A 16,479-nucleotide genomic window follows, 5' to 3' on the forward strand; every position below is an offset into this window, starting at 1 on the left:
GGCCGCGAGCGGCTTCAGCGGCTTGACCGCATCGAACAGCCCGGCGAACGGCCGGCCGAGCCGCGCCAGCGTCAGGCTCGCCCGGAACCGAGCCGGATACGGCAGCGTCATCGCCAGGATCGTGCGGATCATCCGGTCGGCGAAGGGACGCTTGTAGGTCCGCTCGATATGCGCCCGGGCGTGATCGACCAGATGCATGTAGTTCACGCCCGACGGGCACGTTGTCATGCAGGCGAGGCACGACAGGCAGCGGTCGATATGGGTGACGACCTTGTCGTCGGCCGGCCGGTCGTTCTCCAGCATCTCCTTGATCAGGTAGATGCGGCCGCGCGGTGAATCGAGCTCGTTGCCGAGGGTGACATAGGTCGGACAGGTCGCGGTGCAGAAGCCGCAATGCACGCATTTGCGGATGATCTGCTCGGAATGCGCAACGTCTGGCTGCTGCAGCTGGTCGGCGGTGAAGGCGGTTTGCATGGGTTAGTTCTTCTGCGCCTTTCCGGCACTGAAACGGCGAATTCCGCCGTCCTGATCTATGAGGAGAGGTAGGTTGGGTCGAACCTCAACGAATGCCGCCGCAATGCTTTCGGCGATCGCCGACAGTTTCACGATGTCCTGGGTCGGAAGAACGATGACGCTGATCTCCAGTCCGGTGGTGTTCTGCTGCTGAAGAAGGTTCTTGTCGCACGTAATCAGGCAGTCGTAGCCGTTCTCCCCAAGCCGTCGGAGAAGGTCGCCATTGCGAAGTCCTTTCCACGCATTCGGGAACTTGGCTGCTTCGAGCCCAAGCTCACGAAGCAGGAGTGCAACCGTCTTCGGGACGCCCTCGTCAAGCAGCGCTTTCAAAGTTCTGCCACCTGTAGAATGACTTGAGGTGCTCGCCTCCGAAGATCAAGGCTGCTTCTGCTTGCTCACCCGTCACCGTCGGAAATTCCTCCAGAAACTCTGCGAGGCTGAGACCACTCGCAAGGTTACTGAACAGCGCTTCGACCGGCACGCGCGTTCCTGCGAAGCAGACCGCGCCGGACATGATCTCAGGGTCGGAACTCAGAACTTCATCGAGCTTCACTTCAGATCCTCCCTTTTCGAGGGGCTACGCCGACCATTCTATCCCATCTTCCCCGGATTGAGCACGCCCTTCGGGTCGAACTGCTCCTTCAGCCGGCGGGACAGCCCTGCCAGCGGCCCCGGCTGCGGCTCGAGGACCGGCGTCGCCGCACGCAGGCTTTCGGACGCCCGCACCAGCGTCGCGTGGCCGCCGCCGAAGCGGCGGAGCGTTGCGCGCACCAGATCGGCCTCCGGCTCGCCCGCCTCCATCTTCAGCCAGACGAGGCCGCCCTGCCAGTCGTAGAAGGCGTCGATCGCCGCCTGCATGCGCAGGCTCATGACGATCTCGTGCGCCCGCGTCGGGGTGACCGACAGCCGCCAGACCGGCTTCTGCGTACCATCGGCAAAGGGGCGCACATCTCTCACTTCGCGCCACAGCCGGCGCGAGGCTTCCGCGTCCAGCCGCTCCAGCCGGCCCACCTTTTCCAGCGCCCGGCCGAGATACGCGGCCCGCGCCTCCACCGACGGGCCGAAGCCGTCGATGCGGATCAGCGTCGCGGCATCGTTGCCGAGCGTGCCCTCGACCACCCACGAGGCGACATACATCGGCAGATGCGCCGCGCCGGAAACCTCCGCCGGCGAGCCCATCGAGGCCGCCATGGCGCCGGCCGCCTCTGCGTCGGAAAGGCCGCGCAGCACCAGCGTCGTCTCGGTCTCGCATTTCGGCAGGACCTTGATGGTGATCTCGCTCATCACCGCCAGCGTCCCGTAGGAGCCGGTGAGGCCCTTGGAGAGATCGTAGCCGGTGACGTTCTTGACCACCCGGCCGCCGGACTTGAAGATCTCGGCCCGCCCCGACACGGCCCTGACGCCGAGGACGTGATCGCGCGCGGCGCCCTGTTTCAGCCGCCGCGGACCGGACAGGTTGCAGGCGACGACGCCGCCGAGCGTACCGAGGCCCGCGTCCCTGCCATGCAGCGGGCCGTAATCCATCGGCTCGAATTCCAGCCGCTGTCCATGCGCGTCGACCAGCGCCTCGATCTCGGCGATCGGCGTGCCGGCCCTGGCGGAGAGCACCAGTTCTTCCGGCTCGTAGAGCGTGACGCCGGCCATCTTTTCCAGCGACAGGGTGCGCGCCGCCTGCACCGGCCGGCCGAGCCCGCGCTTGGAGCCGGTCCCCTCGATCGCCAGCGGCTCCTCCGCCGAGACGGCCGCGGCGACGATGTCGCGGATGTCGGCTTCGGTTTCGGGACGAAGAATGGTGGCCCCGCTGTCGTCCTGTGTCATCGGTCGGGCACTGCTCATGCAAGATCGGTCCGGGCATAGAGGTCGCGGAGGAAGCAGGAGAAGCCGAACTCCGGCAGGTCGATGCGGTCGTCCGGCGAGCGATAGACCAGCCCCTTCCACCCGTTCGAGCGAGACCAGACTTCAACGGCCCTGTCTGTTTGAGAGAGGATCAAGATGTACAGACAGAGTGGGTGTTCGGCATAGCGAAGACGCTTGGTGCTGATGTATTCGCGCGTATTCGACTCGGAGAGAACCTCTGCCGCGAAATAAAAGCGCTCGGCGAAATACGGATTTTCCCCGTGATCGTTATCTATTACGGCGACGTCGGCTTGCGGCCGAAACGTTGGATTACCCTCGAGCGCAAGGCCTATCTCACGGATCGCGAACAGATTCGACGTCTGGGCCTCGAGCGCGCCGTTGAGAAGCCGTTCGAGGTTCTGGCCGATGATCTGATGCTTCAGGCTTGGCGGATGCATCGTCATGACCGGTTCTCCGTCGATCAACTCCCAGCGTTCGTCCTCCGACCGCGCATGCAGGAAGGCCAGGAACCGCGCCTCGTCCATCGGCGGCTCGTCCCGCAGCGAGGGAAGCCTTTCGATCGCGCTCATCGCCTTCTCCTCTTCCTCAGAACCTCGGCAGGTCGGGAAACGCCACCTGCCCCTTGTGGACATGCATGCGGCCGAGCTCGGCGCAGCGGTGCAGCGTCGGGAACACCTTGCCGGGATTGAGCAGGTGCTTGTCGTCGAAGGCGCATTTGACCCGCTGCTGGTGCTTCAGGTCGGTCTCGTCGAACATTTCCGGCATCAGGTCGCGCTTCTCGACGCCGACGCCGTGCTCGCCCGTCAGCACCCCGCCGACAGCGACGCAGAGCCTGAGGATGTCGTTGCCGAACTCCTCGGCCCGGTGGAGTTCGCCCTCCTTGTTGGCGTCGTAGAGGATCAGCGGGTGGAGGTTGCCGTCGCCGGCATGGAAGACGTTGGCGACCCGGAGGCCGTATTTCTCCGACATCGCCTTCATGCCGGCCAGCACCTTCGGCAGTTGCTTGCGCGGGATGGTGCCGTCCATGCAGTAATAGTCCGGCGAGATCCGGCCGACGGCGGGGAACGCCGCCTTGCGCCCGGCCCAGAAGGCGGCGCGCTCCTCCTCCGACTGCGACACCCGGCAGGTGACAGCGCCGTTGGCATTGGCGATCCCCTCGACCTCCGCCAGGAGATGGTCGACCTCGGCCGCCGGCCCGTCGAGCTCGACGATCAGCAGCGCCTCGACGTCGGTCGGATAGCCGGCATGGACGAAATCCTCCGCCGCCCGGATCGCCGGTCGATCCATCATCTCCATGCCGCCGGGAATGATGCCCTTGGCGATGATCGCCGCGACGCATTCGCCGGCTTCCTCGGAGGTCGGAAACCCGATGAGCACCGCCCGGGCGGTCTCAGGCTTCTGCAGGATACGCACGGTCACCTCGGTGACGACGCCGAGCAGCCCTTCCGAGCCGGTCATCAGGCCGAGCAGGTCGTAGCCCTCGGCGTCGAGATGCTTGCCGCCGAGCCGCATCACCTCGCCCTCGATGGTGACGAATTCGATGCCCAAGACATTGTTCGCCGTCAGCCCGTATTTCAGGCAGTGCACCCCACCGGAATTTTCCGCGACATTGCCGCCGATCGAGCAGGCGATCTGCGACGACGGATCGGGGGCGTAGTAGAAACCTTGGCCGGCCACGGCATGGGTGATGCCGAGATTGGTGACGCCCGGCTGCACGACGGCGCAGCGGTTGTCGGTGTCGATCTCGAGCACCCGGTTGAACTTCGACAAGACGAGCAGCACGCCGTCTTCCAAGGGGAGCGCTCCACCCGACAAGGACGTGCCCGAGCCGCGCGGCACCACCGGGATCTCCTCGCGGTGGCAGTAGCGCAGCACCGCGGCGACCTGGTCGACGGTCTGCGGCAGGACGACGACGAGCGGCAGCTGGCGATAGGCCGTCAGGCCGTCGCTCTCGAACACCGCCATCTCGTTCGCCGCATCGACGACCCCCTCGCCCGGCACGATGGCGCGCAGCGCCTCGACGATCGCCCGTCGACGGGCGAGGATGGCCCCGGACGGCTTCGGCATCATCACGGACATCGGCAATTCCTCCTCGTCGCTCTCCTTCGGCGCCGGCCGGCCCGACGCACGGCCTCGAACAGACATCTCGATCCCGACGCCGCGATGCAATGCGGCACGGACCCTTCGCGGCTGGCGGCGACCCGAAGTTTGCGACGACCTTATGGCGTTGAAACCACTCAGTCCATTGCCAAGATCGTGGTCGCGCGTCGCGCGACAAGATTGCGTGGACCTTCCGAAACGGGACCGCCATGGGATCGCGCCATGGTAGAAGGTGCGTCCTGCGATCGATCGGCACGACAGCCATCAATCCTTACGAATGATTCTTATAAACCACTTGATTCAATCGGGAAATTTGCAGTTTATGAAACTTGTGTTACACCATTGACCTTGAGTGATCGAGCATTTTCCCCGGTTGTAACGGCTGCGGATGAGCCATAAGGTGGCGGCTTTTTTGCCGCTGAAGGGAGAGGGTTTTGGCCGAAGTCGTCGCCGTCGGAAATCTGAAGTCCTGTGGGTCGTCGACCATGGCGCTGGTGCTGGCCAGCGCCGTCGCGGCGGCGGGACGATCGGTGCTTCTCGTCGACGCGGCCTTGGAGCCCGATCTCCTGACATGGTCGCACAAGGGTTATGGCACGCCGTATCTGCGGGTGCGGCGCGCCGCCGACGAGAAACAGATGGGGGCCTTGGCCGCCGAGGCGCGGCGCCGCGGCGTATGCGTCATCATCGATACCGGTCGCCAGCCCGGAATGATCGCCGCGGGCGCCCTTATCGCCGACCGGCTGATCATTCCCGTCCGGCTATCCCCGCTTCCGGCACTCGCAGCCATCGCGACCGACGCAATGCTCACCGATGCCGCGACGGACTGGACGGCGCCGCTTCGCCGCTTTCTCGTCGCCACCGCGATCGTTCCGATCCCGAGCCGTGTGGCCCGCGCGGTCGAGGCGATCGTCGCCAGCACCGCAACGCCGCGCCTTCCCGTCGGGCTCGGCCTGCGCGCCGCCTATGAGGCGCCCTTCCTCGGGGGTGCGACGCTGTTCGATCTCGTCGACGAGGAGGCCCCGGGGCTTTTCAGGGCCCGCCAGGAAGCGCTGTCGCTGGCGGCTGCCGTCGGGCTTCTCGACCGCTTCGAGCAGCGGGCCTTCCAGTCGCGCCTCGCGCCGCAAGCTTCCTCCTGAGGCGCCGCGTCATCGGCGGGGGATCGGTCTGGAAGCGTCTCTTCGGGTAGCCGGCGCAGAGCGATCGTCAAGACGCTTCGTCTTCGTGTGACGGGCGGACGTGCCGGCGGCGGATGCGCCGGACCACCGTCCAGACGGCAAGCAACGCGATCGGCACGAAGAGCGCGGTCAACACCGTCGAGGAGACCGGAAAACCCTCGTACTCCAGCCCCTTGGCGACATAGCCGAACAGCCCGACGACATAGTAGCCGATTGCCGCCACCGACAGGCCCTCGACGGTCTGCTGGAGCCGCAGCTGCAGCTGCGCCCGGCGGTTCATCGACGACAGGAGATCGCGGTTCTGGTGTTCGAGTTCGACGTCGATCCGGGTGCGCAGGAGATTGGCGGACCGGGCGAGCTTTTCGGAAAGACTGGCCTGGCGTTCCTCCACCGACCGGCAGGTGCGCATCGCCGGCGCCATGCGCCGCTTCAGGAATGCGCTCCAGCTCTCCTGACCGGCGATCGGCTGCTCGACCACCGCGGCGAGGCGCTCGCGGACGATCTCGTCATAGGCCCGGCTCGCGCCGAACCGGTAGAGCACGGAGGCGGACGACGCCTCGACCGCGGCGGCGGCGAGCGTGATCTCCTGCAACAATTCGCGCGAGTGGCCCGGCCCCGCCTTCATCTCCTCGGTGATCAGCATCAGCCGGCCCTCCAGCGCCTGGACCTCCGGCCCGACGGACTGCGCCAGCGGCAGGCCCAGCAGGGCGAGCGTGCGGTAGATCTCGATCTCGACGAGGCGCATCGCCAGCGCTCCGGCACGGGCCGGCGGCAGGCCGTCGTCGAGGACGAGGATGCGCGTCAGGCCGTCGCCGTCCTGGCGAAAATCGGTCGCCGCATGGGCGAGCCCCGCCTCCATCACCGAAAAGCAGAAGCTCGTCTTGTCGAAGATCTCGAGGGCCGCCTGGCCGTCCGCGTCGTTCGGCCGCATTTCGAGGTGGACGCCGCCGATCAGCGGACCGGGCGCGTCGAAGTCGGCGCCGAACGGATGGCCCGCCACCGGATCGCCGAACCGCTCCGGCACCGGCCCTTCCCAGGAATAGGTGCAGAACTCGGTATGGCGTTCCCAGCGCAGCTTGCCCTTGCCGAAGGCGAAGGCATGGGTGCGCGCGTCCTTGGCCGGCGGCGGCACGCCCCGGCGCACCGACATGTCGGAGAGGATCTGATGGTCGCGCACGCCGTGGTCGGCGTTCATGAAGGCGAGGACGATGAGCGCCCGCGGCAGCTTCATCAACGGGAACGGGCGCGCATGCAGCTCGCCGAGAACGAGCGCCCGGCGCGGATCCTGCTCGAAACGCTCGAGCGACTGTCGTGCGAATGTGATCGACGTCATGGAGCCCCCTCCCCGAGAGACCGCCCTTGCTACAGGATGGCGGGTTGGGAGAAAACGCCAATTTGCGATCGTTCCAAATCGAGCCCAGGATCGTTACATGAGTCGGACCATCTCGACAAAGGTCGACCGAGGTCTCGCCCGCATGGTGCCGGTCGAAGATGACAGTGGAGTTTCAGTGCCTTGACCCTGAATGGCATGACAGACGGCGTCCCCTCGACGGGCCCCACACAGACAACGCCGACCGTGGCGCTGTTCGTCACCTGCCTCGTCGACCTGTTCCGGCCGAGCGTCGGCTTTGCCGCGATCAAGCTTCTCGAAAACGCCGGCTGCAAGGTGGTCGTTCCCCCGAACCAGACCTGCTGCGGCCAGCCGGCCTATAATTCCGGCGACCGCGAGGACACGAAGGCGATCGCCCGGCAGGTCATCGAGACCTTCGAGGGCTATGACTACGTTGTCGCCCCGTCGGGCTCCTGCGGCTCGACCCTGAAGAAGCACTATCCGGAACTCTTCGCGGACGATCCGGCATGGCACGAGCGGGCGACGCGGTTTTCCCAGAAGGTCCACGAGCTTGTCAGCTTCCTCACCGACGTCAGGGGCGTGACCGCCGTGGACGCGGCGCTGCCGGCGACGGTCACCTATCACGATTCCTGCTCCGGCCTGCGCGAGCTCGGCATCCGCGAGCAGCCGCGGAAGCTGTTGCGAACCGTCGAGGGGCTGACGCTGAAGGAGCTTCCGGAGGCCGATGTGTGCTGCGGCTTCGGCGGCACCTTCTGCGTCAAGTATCCGGACGTCTCCAACGCCATCGTCGGCAAGAAGACGAAGCACATCGCCTCCACCGGCGCCGACATGCTGCTCGCCGGCGATCTCGGCTGCCTGATGAACATGGACGGCAAGCTGAAACGCGAGAAGATCGGCGTCGAGGTGCGCCATGTCGCCGAGGTTCTGGCGGGAATGACCGACAAGCCGCCGATCGGTGGCAAGCTGTGACGAGGCTCCGGCGCGGCGAGACGACGATCGAGGTGATCACCGCCGACATCACCACGCTCTGGCCGCAGCGGATTCTGGCAAGTTCGAGCGGATCGTGCTCTGCTGCTTCTCCAGCGGCGACGCGAAGATCCACGCCGCCGCGCTGACACGGGAGGCGACGTCATGAGCCTTGCCAAGGATAGCCGGGCCAAGGATAGCCGGCAGATCGCCGGGCCGGCCCGCTACGACGAGGACTTCACCGCCTGGGCCTTCGAACAGGCCGAGCTTTTGCGGCGCGGCCAGCTCGCCGATGCCGATCTGCCCCATCTCGCCGAGGAGATCGAGAGCTTGGGAAACGAGCAGATCCACGCGCTGGAGTCTTTCTACACCCTGCTGATCTTTCATCTTCTGAAGTGGCAGTTTCAGCCAGACCGGCGGTCGCGGTCGTGGGATCTGACGATCTACAACGCGCGAGACCAGATCGCCCGTCGGGAAAAGCGCAATCCGACGCTGCGCGCTGGCGCAGAAGAGATCGTCAAGGACATCTATTCCCAAGCCCGCGGTTCGGCTGCCAAGGAAACCGGCCTGTCGATCGACACCTTCCCCGGGAACTGTCCCTATTCGCTCGACTTCCTGCGCGACCAGAACGCGATGCCGGAGTGAGACGATGAGCAACGCCCCCCGGATCGAACCCGCCGACGATCTCTACGAAAAGGATGGATACGCCTGGTCGAAGCGCGAGGCCGGACTCCTGCGCCAGCGCCGCCTCGGCGAGATCGATCTGGAGAACGTCATCGAGGAGATCGCGAGCGTGGGGAGATCGGAACGAAGGGCCATCGTCTCGAGCTACCGCCTCATCGCGATGCATCTTCTCAAGTGGCAGCATCAGCCCGAGTGGCGCTCCAGATCATGGCGGAACACGATCAACCGCGAGCGCGGCACGCTCGAAATCGACGAGGCGAGGAACCCGTCGCTCGCCGCGCATCCCGAGGAGCAGATCGACGAAGCGTATCGCGCTGCGAGAAAGGACGCCGCCGACGAGACCGACCTGCCGCTCGCGACCTTCCCCGAAAACTGCCCCTATACAGCCGAGCAATTGCGCAACCGCGACTTCCTGCCGGAGTGAGACGATGAGCAATGCCCCCAGAATCGAGCCCGCCGACAATCTCTACGAGAAGGACGGTTACGCCTGGTCGAAGCGCGAGGCCGAACTCTTGCGCCAGCGTCGCTTTGCCGAGATCGACTGGGAGCATGTTATCGAGGAGATCGAGAGCGTGGGCCATTCCCAATGGCGCGAACTGAAATCCAACTATCGGCTGATCATACTGCATCTGTTGAAGTGGCAATATCAACCGGAACGACGGTCGCGATCTTGGACAGACACCATCAGGACGCAAAGAAACAACGTCGAATCGAACGAAGACGACAGCGCGTCGCTGGCAGCGGAGGCCGAGGACATCGTGGCCAAAGCCTACGGTCTTGCCCGCAGGCAAGCAGCTCGCGAAACGGGCCTCCCGCTCGCGACCTTCCCGGACATCTGCCCCTACACGATCGAGCAACTGCGCGACCACGACTTTCTGCCGGAGTGAGACGATGAGCCTCGCCAAGGACAAGCCGTACTACCCCAATCCCTCCGACTACGAGGACGACGTCCACTCCTGGGCCTTCGAGCAGGCGCAACTGCTGCGTCTCGGCCGCTTCTCGGAGGTCGATCTGCCGAACGTCATCGAGGAATTAGAAAGCCTCGGGCGGGAGATCGAGATCCAGCTCGAGACGGCCTATTGCGACCTGATCGCCGGCTTGCTGGAGTGGAACGCGGCTCCCGAGAACCGTACCATCGAACTCTCGAAGACCATCCGAAACGCGCGTTTCAGCATTCGCCAGGAAGAACGGGACAGCAAGTCGCTGCGAAACCGGGCGAAAGCGATAGTGGATGAGGTCTATTCGCAGTCGGTGAGGCAAGCCATGATCGCGACGGGACGGCCCCGCAGCGTTTTCCCGATCGCGTGCCCATACGAACTGGACTTCTTGCGCAATCCGGACTCATTCCCTGGAGACGCAGACTGATGGGCGAACGGCATCGCCGTGCTCACCTCGCGACATTGAGCGGACTCATGACGCATCTTCTGAAGTGGCAGTACCAGCCTCAGCGGCGTTCCCGCTCTTGGCAGAACACGATCGAGAGAGCCAGAGTGGAGATCCTCAAGAGAGAACATCTCAGCCCAAATCTGGCAAAGGATGCTCGCGACTTCGCGGAGATCGTCTACGAGAGGGCGCGTGGCGACGCCGCCGATGAGACTGGCCTGCCGCTTGCGATGTTCCCGGAACGTTGTCCATATGCAGCCGACCAGCTGCGTGATCAGGACTTCCTGCCGGGGTGAGTCGACGAGCGACGGATCCAAGTTCGAACACCCCCGACATCTGCCTCTATACCACCGACCAGCTTCGCGACCGCGACACCCTGCCCGAATAGGCCCTTGCCATGCAGATCACCTCACAGACCTTCAAGGCGAACACCGTCAAGGCGCTCGCCGACGTCGACCTCCAGCGAGCGCTGCGCCACGTCGAGAAGGGCTTCATCGGCAAGCGCCAGAAGGCCGCCGACGCCCTGCCCGAATTCGACGCGCTGCGCGACAATGCGGTCGAGATCAAGAACCACACGCTGAAGCACCTCGATCTCTACATCGAGGCCTATGTGGCGAAGGTCGAGGCGTCGGGCGGCAAGGTGCATTTCGCCGAGGATGCCGACCATGCGCGGCGGATCTTCCTCGACATCGCGAGGCGCCGGAAGGCGAAGACCGTGACCAAGGGCAAGACGATGATCTCCGAGGAGATCGGCCTCAACGCCTTCCTGGAGGAAAACGGCATCGTTCCCGTCGAGACCGATCTCGGCGAATACATCATCCAGCTGCGCGGCGAGCATCCGAGCCACATCATCGCGCCTGCGGTCCACATCAACCGGGATCAGGTCGAAGCCGACTTCCGCAAGTTCCACGTCCATCTGGACCCAAAGCGGGACCTCGTGAAGCCGGAGACCCTGCTGTCCGAGGCCCGCCAGATCCTGCGCCAGAAATACGGCGAGGCGGATATCGGCGTCACCGGCGCGAACTTCCTCATCGCCGAGACGGGCACCTCGGTCATCGTCACCAACGAGGGCAATGGCGATCTAACCCAGTTGATGGGCAAGTGCCACGTGGTGCTGGCCTCGCTGGAAAAACTCGTGCCGACCCTGGAGGACACCGCGCAGATCCTGCGCGTCCTCGCCCGCTCGGCGACGGGCCAGGAGATGAGCGTCTATACGACGCTCTCCACCGGCCCGAAGCGCACCGAGGACGAGGACGGGCCGGAGGAGTACCACGTCATCCTCCTCGATAACGGCCGCTCCAACATGCTCGGCACCGAGTTCGAGGACATGCTGCGCTGCATCCGCTGCGGCGCCTGCATGAACCACTGCCCGGTCTATCACGCCGTCGGCGGCCACTCCTATGGCTGGGTCTATCCCGGCCCGATGGGCGCGGTGCTCACACCGTCGCTGATCGGCGTCGACAAGGCCGGGCACCTGCCGAACGCCTCGACCTTCTGCGGCCGCTGCGAGGCGGTCTGCCCGATGCGCATTCCCCTGCCGAAGATGATGCGGCACTGGCGCGAGAAGGAGTTCGAGAGCCATCTGCAACCGGCCACCGCCCGCGCCGGGCTCGGCGTCTGGGCCTATCTCGCCCGCCGGCCGAAGCTCTACCGGGCGGCGGTGTCCTATGCCATGCCGGCGCTGAAGCTGCTCGCCGGCCGCAAGGGGCGGTTCCGCTCCCTGCCGCTGGCCGGCGGCTGGACAAAATGGCGCGACCTGCCGGCACCGGAAGGGCGAACCTTCATGCAGGCCTACGCCCAGAGCGGCCATGGAGATGCGAAATGAGCGGTTCGACGCGCGATGCGGTAATGGGACGGCTGCGGCGGGCGGTCGGAGCAAATCCTGCGAACGACGCGGAACGGCGGGCAGCCGTCGCCGCGCGGCTGTCGGACGCGCCGAAAGGCGTCATCCCCGCCCGGGGGCAATTGCCGCCGGCCGAGCGGCTCGAGCTGTTCATCCAGATGGCGACGAAGGCCGACGCGACAGTGACGCGCGTCGACGCCGCGTCGGACATTCCCGAGGAAGTCGCCGCCTATCTGCGCGAGCGCAACCTCGCACCGGCGATCAGGATGGGCCGCGATCCGCGCCTTGCCGGGCTCGACTTCTCCAGGACGACGCTCACGGTGACCACCGGGCCGAGCGAGGGCGACGACCTGTCGAGCCTCTCCCATGCGGTGGGCGCCATCGCCGAGACCGGGACGCTGGTGCTGACGTCGGGCCCCGACAATCCGACCAGCCTCAACTTCCTCCCCGAGTATCACCTCGTCGTCCTCGATGCGGCCGACGTCGCCGGCGACATGGAAGCGGTGCTGGCGCGCCTGAGGCAGACGCACGGCAAGGGCACGATGCCGCGCTCGGTGAACTTCGTCACCGGCCCGTCGCGCTCGGCCGACATCGAGCAGACGCTGCTCCTCGGCGCCCATGGGCCGCGGAGCCTGCACATCCTGGTGGTGGGGGAGCCGGCCTAAACGAGCAGCGGGCCCGGCACGAAGTCGATGCCGTCGAAGATCTCGGCGAGCGGCAGCACGATCCCGAGCGCCGGGATCGCGACTTCCTGATCGAGCCCCATGACGCGCCGTTCGTCGAGCCAGCCACCGTCCGCCTCGTCCGACCGCTCGAAGACATAGACCTCGGGGCGGTTCGGCTCGACATAGAGGATCGTGCGGATCGACGGCACGGCCTTGTATTCGACGAGCTTTGCCGCCCGGTCGAAATCGCGGGTGGATGGCGAAAAGACCTCCACGACGAGGACCGGTTTCACGGCCACCAGATCGCTCGGACTGCGCACACCGCAATCGACTCCAGCGTCGGGCCGCCTGATCTGATCGTGTCGCGTCTTGACGCAATAGTCCGCCGTGAAGGCCTTGCAAGGGTGACCCTTGAGACGCTGGCGAAGCTCCGCAAGAACGTTCAGGACGATGGTGTCGTGGCGGGCGGTCGCCCCGGTCTTCATCTTCACCGGCTCGCCACAGACGAACTCGTAACGGCCCGGCCGGCCTTCCTGCCAGACCAGAAACTCTTCGATCGTCCAGTGCTTCTGCGCGTCCTGGCTCACGAAAACCTCGAACGGCCTTGAAAACGACCTGCGCAAGATAGCAGCTTCGGACGGATCTTGCAGCCGCGATCACCGGCCAGGAGAAACTGGGCGAGCGGCGACGAAGGCCACTGGACAGATTCCCAAAGCCATGGCTCGCTTCGGCTCTTCAACAGCCGGTGACCCGCCCATGCCCGTCGAACCCGCCACCCTCCTCGCCTTCGTCCTCGCCTCCCTCGTCCTCCTTGCCATTCCCGGCCCGACGGTGGTGATGGTAGTCGGCCAGGCGCTCGCCCATGGCCGGGCGGTCGCGCTCGCCAGCGTTCTCGGCGTCGGCCTCGGCGATCTCGTCGCCGCGACCGCGTCGATCGGCGGGGTCGGCGCGCTGCTCGCGGCCTCGGCCGAGGGGTTCATGGTGCTGAAATGGGCGGGCGCGGCCTATCTGGTCTTCATGGGCGTGAAGCTCTGGCGCCACCCGCCGCAGCCCGCCGACGCGGCGGACGTGACCGCTTCGGACACCGCCGCCCAGGCCCCGGCGCAAGGCCGGCCGGCCCGGGTGTTTCGCGACGCCTTCCTGGTCACCGTCTTCAATCCCAAGGGGCTGGTGTTCTTCGCCGCCTTCGTGCCGCAGTTCGTCGATGCCGGCCGTCCCTATCTGCCGCAGGCGGCGCTCTTCGTCCTGACCTTCGTGCTCCTCGCCCTCGTCAACGCCGCCCTCTATGCGCGCCTCGCCTCCTCGGCCCGCGGGCTGCTGCGCAAGCCTCGCGCGCTCGTGGCCGCCGGCCGCTTTGGCGGTGCCTGTCTCGTCGGGGCCGGCCTCGCCTCGGCGCTGATGCGGCGCCCGGCCTGACCCGCCTACGGAGCGAGCAGCAACACCCGGGCAGAACTGCCGCCAAGTTAGGCATTCTGCGTACTATTTGGTCAGAACCGAGCCATGACGCCGGGACTCCCCATCGGCGGACGGGGAGGATGCGACGATTTCAGGCGCGTGAGCGGTTGGCATGGCCATTGCTTCGGATGCGACAGTCCCGTCCGACAAGAAGGTCTCGCCTTGCCGAACCAAGCCGCCGATCTCGAACTTGCCGCCGTCACCAAGGCCTATGGAGAAACGATCGCCGTCGACAAGGTCTCGCTGAAGATCCCCGCCGGCACCTATTGCTGCCTGCTCGGGCCGTCCGGCTGCGGCAAATCGTCGACGCTGCGGATGATCGCCGGCCACGAGTTCATCTCCGACGGCGACGTGATGATCGGCAACACCGTCGTCAACGACCTGCCGCCGGCGCGGCGCGGCACGGCGATGATGTTCCAGAACTACGCGTTGTTCCCGCATCTGTCGGTGCGCGACAACGTCGCCTTCTCGCTGAAGATGGCCGGGATCGCCAAGGCCGAGCGGCTGCGGCGCGCCGACGAACTGCTCGATCTCGTCGACATGGCGAAATACGGCGACCGCCTGCCGAGCCAGCTCTCGGGCGGTCAGCAGCAGCGCGTGGCGCTGGCGCGGGCCCTCGTCACCAACCCGACCGTTCTCCTCCTCGACGAGCCCCTCTCGGCGCTCGACCCGTTCCTGCGCATCCGCATGCGCGCCGAACTGAAGCGCTACCAGCGCGACTTCGGCATCTCCTTCGTCCACGTCACCCACAGCCAGGAAGAGGCGATGGCGCTGGCCGACATGGTGGTGGTGATGAATGACGGGCGGATCGAGCAGGTCGGTAGCCCACGCGAGGTCTTCAACGCGCCGAAGACGGTCTTCGTCGCCAAGTTCATGGGCGGCCACAACGTCGTGCCCGAAGGCGGGAGGTCCTATGCCGTGCGGGCGGACCGGATCCGCCTTGCGAGGGCCGGCGAGCCGGGCGCCGCCGCAACGGTCACCGACGTCGAATACCAGGGCATGACCGTCCATGTGGCGATGACGCGCGAGGACGGCACCGACCTTCTCGCCACCCTTGCCGAGAGCGACTTCGACCGCGCGCCGGTCGCCGTCGGCGATACCGTCGCGGTCGCCTGGCAGCCGGCCGACCGCCACGAACTCGCGGCCTGAGCCGCGCCAACCGACACCCACCCCTGAACTGCCAATGGAGGAAGCACTGCCATGACGATCCTGAAGGAAACCCGCGGCGGCATCACCCGCCGGTCGATCCTGAAAGCCTCGGCCGCGCTGGGCGGGGCCGCCCTCGTCACCAAGGTCACCGGCTTTCCGGCGATCGCCCAGGAGAAGGTGACGCTGCGCTATCTGTCGACGGCGGTGAACCAGTCGCCCGCCATCGCCGCCAAGGCCGGCGAGGACATCGGCATCAACATCGAATACATCGCCGTGACGACGGACGACGTCGCCAAGCGCGTGATCACCCAGCCGAACTCCTTCGACCTGGTGGACACCGAGTATTTCGCCCTGCCGAAGCTCCTGCCCTCCGGCAACATCATGGGCCTCGACGCCTCGAAGATCACGCTGTCGGACAAGATCGCCTCGGTGCTGCGCAACGGCACGGTGAACGGCAAGAAGGTCGGCCTCGACGGCACAGCACCGGCGGAAGTGCTCTATCTGCCGGACGAGCAGGCGACCGAGTTCGCCGGCGAGGAGACCGGCTTCCTCACCCTCATCCCGACCACCTACAACGCCGACACGCTGGGCATCCGGCCGGACCTCATCGACGGCGAGGTGTCGAGCTGGGCGTCGCTGCTCGATCCGAAGTTCAAGGGCAAGGCGGCCACCCTCAACATCCCCTCGATCGGCATCATGGATGCGGCGATGGCGATCGAGGCCAGGGGCGACATGACCTATGGCGACAAGGGCAACATGACCCGCGAGGAGATCGACAAGACCATCGCGGTGTTGATCGAGGCCAAGCGCAACGGCCAGTTCCGCGCCTTCTGGACGGACTTCAACGAGAGCGTCAACCTGATGGCCTCCGGCGAGGTCGTCATCCAGTCGATGTGGTCGCCGGCGGTCACCGCCGTGCGCACCCAGGGCATCGAGTGCAAGTACCAGCCGCTGAAGGAGGGCTACCGCGCCTGGGCCTCGGGCTTCGGCCTGCCGGTGGCGATCGGCGAGCGCGAGAAGGACGCGGCCTACGAGTTCATCAACTGGTTCCTGTCCGGCTGGGCCGGCGCCCATCTCGCCAAGCAGGGCTACTACACCGCCGTCCTCGAGACGACCAAGGAAGCCATGGAGCCCTACGAATGGGCCTACTGGTTCGAGGGCAAGGCGGCCGAGAAGGACATCATGTCGCCGGACGGCAAGCTGCTCGAGAAGGCCGGCGCCGTCCGCGACGGCGGCTCCTACGACGAGCGCATGGGCGCCGTCGCCTGCTGGAACGCCGTCATGGACGAGAACATCTACATGATCCGCAAATGGAACGAGTTCATTGCCGCCTGAGGT

General features: G+C 66.0%; 20 protein-coding genes. 12 read left to right on the plus strand and 8 right to left on the minus strand.

Annotation, left to right across the window (positions count from 1 at the left end; genetic code table 11):
- The 6 genes from ATO4_RS04300 to ATO4_RS04325 all read right to left on the minus strand — a co-directional run.
- The coding region (locus tag ATO4_RS04300) for a 4Fe-4S dicluster domain-containing protein (RefSeq protein WP_139802250.1) at positions 1–474 on the minus strand (474 nt) is incomplete at its 3' end.
- A 3-nt stretch (positions 475–477) separates the two neighbouring features.
- Positions 478–843: a hypothetical protein gene (locus tag ATO4_RS04305; protein ID WP_083590200.1), complete on the minus strand. Its 366-nt coding sequence runs from the start codon at positions 841–843 to the stop codon at positions 478–480.
- Positions 827–1,066, minus strand: a complete 240-nt coding sequence (locus ATO4_RS04310; RefSeq protein WP_210191019.1) for a DUF433 domain-containing protein — start codon at positions 1,064–1,066, stop codon at positions 827–829. Before ATO4_RS04310 ends, ATO4_RS04305 begins: the two co-directional genes overlap by 17 nt.
- A 38-nt stretch (positions 1,067–1,104) precedes the next feature.
- Complete coding sequence (glcE, locus tag ATO4_RS04315) at positions 1,105–2,331, minus strand: glycolate oxidase subunit GlcE (RefSeq protein ID WP_139802251.1); 1,227 nt, start codon at positions 2,329–2,331, stop codon at positions 1,105–1,107.
- Positions 2,332–2,345: 14 nt separating this feature from the next.
- Positions 2,346–2,939, minus strand: a complete 594-nt coding sequence (locus ATO4_RS04320; protein WP_176222856.1) for a Uma2 family endonuclease — start codon at positions 2,937–2,939, stop codon at positions 2,346–2,348.
- Positions 2,940–2,955: 16 nt separating this feature from the next.
- Positions 2,956–4,449: an FAD-linked oxidase C-terminal domain-containing protein gene (locus ATO4_RS04325; RefSeq protein ID WP_083590358.1), complete on the minus strand. Its 1,494-nt coding sequence runs from the start codon at positions 4,447–4,449 to the stop codon at positions 2,956–2,958.
- A 455-nt stretch (positions 4,450–4,904) separates the two neighbouring features.
- Here ATO4_RS04325 and ATO4_RS04330 point away from each other — a divergent pair, with 455 nt between their 5' ends.
- Positions 4,905–5,606 carry a chromosome partitioning protein ParA gene (locus tag ATO4_RS04330; RefSeq protein ID WP_139802252.1) on the plus strand — a complete coding sequence of 234 codons (702 nt, stop codon included), beginning with the start codon at positions 4,905–4,907 and terminating at the stop codon, positions 5,604–5,606.
- Between the two features lie 67 nt (positions 5,607–5,673).
- Here the strand turns inward: ATO4_RS04330 and ATO4_RS04335 are convergent, their stop codons facing one another.
- Positions 5,674–6,978 carry a DUF3422 domain-containing protein gene (locus ATO4_RS04335; RefSeq protein ID WP_083590203.1) on the minus strand — a complete coding sequence of 435 codons (1,305 nt, stop codon included), beginning with the start codon at positions 6,976–6,978 and terminating at the stop codon, positions 5,674–5,676.
- A gap of 195 nt (positions 6,979–7,173) precedes the next feature.
- On the opposite strand from ATO4_RS04335, the gene ATO4_RS04340 reads away from it, so the two are divergent.
- From ATO4_RS04340 to ATO4_RS04375, 8 genes are all read left to right on the plus strand, one after another.
- Complete coding sequence (locus ATO4_RS04340; protein WP_083590360.1) at positions 7,174–7,965, plus strand: (Fe-S)-binding protein; 792 nt, start codon at positions 7,174–7,176, stop codon at positions 7,963–7,965.
- A 162-nt stretch (positions 7,966–8,127) separates the two neighbouring features.
- Positions 8,128–8,607 (plus strand): DUF29 domain-containing protein, encoded by a 480-nt coding sequence (locus tag ATO4_RS04345; RefSeq protein ID WP_083590204.1) that lies wholly within the window; start codon positions 8,128–8,130, stop codon positions 8,605–8,607.
- A gap of 4 nt (positions 8,608–8,611) precedes the next feature.
- Positions 8,612–9,070: a DUF29 domain-containing protein gene (locus tag ATO4_RS04350; protein WP_083590205.1), complete on the plus strand. Its 459-nt coding sequence runs from the start codon at positions 8,612–8,614 to the stop codon at positions 9,068–9,070.
- 4 nt (positions 9,071–9,074) lie between these two features.
- Positions 9,075–9,533, plus strand: coding sequence for a DUF29 domain-containing protein (locus ATO4_RS04355; protein WP_083590206.1), 459 nt, complete (start codon positions 9,075–9,077; stop codon positions 9,531–9,533).
- Positions 9,534–9,537: 4 nt separating this feature from the next.
- Positions 9,538–10,011, plus strand: a complete 474-nt coding sequence (locus tag ATO4_RS04360) for a DUF29 domain-containing protein (protein WP_083590207.1) — start codon at positions 9,538–9,540, stop codon at positions 10,009–10,011.
- Entirely contained in the window at positions 10,011–10,325 is a 315-nt protein-coding gene (locus ATO4_RS04365; protein WP_083590208.1) for a DUF29 domain-containing protein, read from the plus strand. Before ATO4_RS04360 ends, ATO4_RS04365 begins: the two co-directional genes overlap by 1 nt.
- Before the next feature lie 101 nt (positions 10,326–10,426).
- Positions 10,427–11,854 (plus strand): LutB/LldF family L-lactate oxidation iron-sulfur protein, encoded by a 1,428-nt coding sequence (locus ATO4_RS04370; RefSeq protein WP_083590209.1) that lies wholly within the window; start codon positions 10,427–10,429, stop codon positions 11,852–11,854.
- Positions 11,851–12,537, plus strand: a complete 687-nt coding sequence (locus tag ATO4_RS04375) for a lactate utilization protein (protein ID WP_083590210.1) — start codon at positions 11,851–11,853, stop codon at positions 12,535–12,537. The genes ATO4_RS04370 and ATO4_RS04375 overlap by 4 nt, the downstream gene beginning before the upstream one ends.
- Here the strand turns inward: ATO4_RS04375 and ATO4_RS04380 are convergent.
- A complete protein-coding gene (locus ATO4_RS04380) occupies positions 12,534–13,124 on the minus strand; it encodes a Uma2 family endonuclease (protein ID WP_176222857.1) in 591 nt (196 codons plus the stop codon). The two genes, ATO4_RS04375 and ATO4_RS04380, sit on opposite strands and share 4 nt — an antisense overlap.
- A 169-nt stretch (positions 13,125–13,293) precedes the next feature.
- Here ATO4_RS04380 and ATO4_RS04385 point away from each other — a divergent pair, with 169 nt between their 5' ends.
- The 3 genes from ATO4_RS04385 (at position 13,294) to ATO4_RS04395 (ending at position 16,476) form a co-directional block, all read left to right on the plus strand.
- Positions 13,294–13,953: a LysE family translocator gene (locus ATO4_RS04385; RefSeq protein WP_083590212.1), complete on the plus strand. Its 660-nt coding sequence runs from the start codon at positions 13,294–13,296 to the stop codon at positions 13,951–13,953.
- 201 nt (positions 13,954–14,154) lie between these two features.
- On the plus strand, positions 14,155–15,141 hold the full coding sequence (locus ATO4_RS04390; RefSeq protein WP_245308569.1) for an ABC transporter ATP-binding protein: 987 nt from the start codon (positions 14,155–14,157) through the stop codon (positions 15,139–15,141).
- A 51-nt stretch (positions 15,142–15,192) separates the two neighbouring features.
- The gene (locus tag ATO4_RS04395) at positions 15,193–16,476 is read left to right on the plus strand and encodes an extracellular solute-binding protein (RefSeq protein WP_083590214.1); all 1,284 of its coding nucleotides are present in this window, start codon (positions 15,193–15,195) and stop codon (positions 16,474–16,476) included.
- Positions 16,477–16,479: the final 3 nt, after the last annotated feature.

It is taken from the genome of Aurantimonas sp. 22II-16-19i, assembly GCF_002088275.1.
Taxonomy (GTDB): domain Bacteria; phylum Pseudomonadota; class Alphaproteobacteria; order Rhizobiales; family Rhizobiaceae; genus Jiella.

Excerpts from the sequence above, each read along its gene's own strand:
- ATO4_RS04365 (WP_083590208.1), top strand. The coding sequence starts at position 10,011 with ATGGGCGAACGGCATCGCCGTGCTCACCTCGCGACATTGAGCGGACTC.
- glcE (WP_139802251.1), bottom strand. The coding sequence starts at position 2,331 with ATGACACAGGACGACAGCGGGGCCACCATTCTTCGTCCCGAAACCGAA.
- ATO4_RS04375 (WP_083590210.1), top strand. The coding sequence starts at position 11,851 with ATGAGCGGTTCGACGCGCGATGCGGTAATGGGACGGCTGCGGCGGGCG.
- ATO4_RS04325 (WP_083590358.1), bottom strand. The coding sequence starts at position 4,449 with ATGTCCGTGATGATGCCGAAGCCGTCCGGGGCCATCCTCGCCCGTCGA.
- ATO4_RS04345 (WP_083590204.1), top strand. The coding sequence starts at position 8,128 with ATGAGCCTTGCCAAGGATAGCCGGGCCAAGGATAGCCGGCAGATCGCC.
- ATO4_RS04385 (WP_083590212.1), top strand. The coding sequence starts at position 13,294 with ATGCCCGTCGAACCCGCCACCCTCCTCGCCTTCGTCCTCGCCTCCCTC.
- ATO4_RS04335 (WP_083590203.1), bottom strand. The coding sequence starts at position 6,978 with ATGACGTCGATCACATTCGCACGACAGTCGCTCGAGCGTTTCGAGCAG.
- ATO4_RS04355 (WP_083590206.1), top strand. The coding sequence starts at position 9,075 with ATGAGCAATGCCCCCAGAATCGAGCCCGCCGACAATCTCTACGAGAAG.
- ATO4_RS04395 (WP_083590214.1), top strand. The coding sequence starts at position 15,193 with ATGACGATCCTGAAGGAAACCCGCGGCGGCATCACCCGCCGGTCGATC.
- ATO4_RS04360 (WP_083590207.1), top strand. The coding sequence starts at position 9,538 with ATGAGCCTCGCCAAGGACAAGCCGTACTACCCCAATCCCTCCGACTAC.
- ATO4_RS04340 (WP_083590360.1), top strand. The coding sequence starts at position 7,174 with ATGACAGACGGCGTCCCCTCGACGGGCCCCACACAGACAACGCCGACC.
- ATO4_RS04350 (WP_083590205.1), top strand. The coding sequence starts at position 8,612 with ATGAGCAACGCCCCCCGGATCGAACCCGCCGACGATCTCTACGAAAAG.
- ATO4_RS04320 (WP_176222856.1), bottom strand. The coding sequence starts at position 2,939 with ATGAGCGCGATCGAAAGGCTTCCCTCGCTGCGGGACGAGCCGCCGATG.
- ATO4_RS04370 (WP_083590209.1), top strand. The coding sequence starts at position 10,427 with ATGCAGATCACCTCACAGACCTTCAAGGCGAACACCGTCAAGGCGCTC.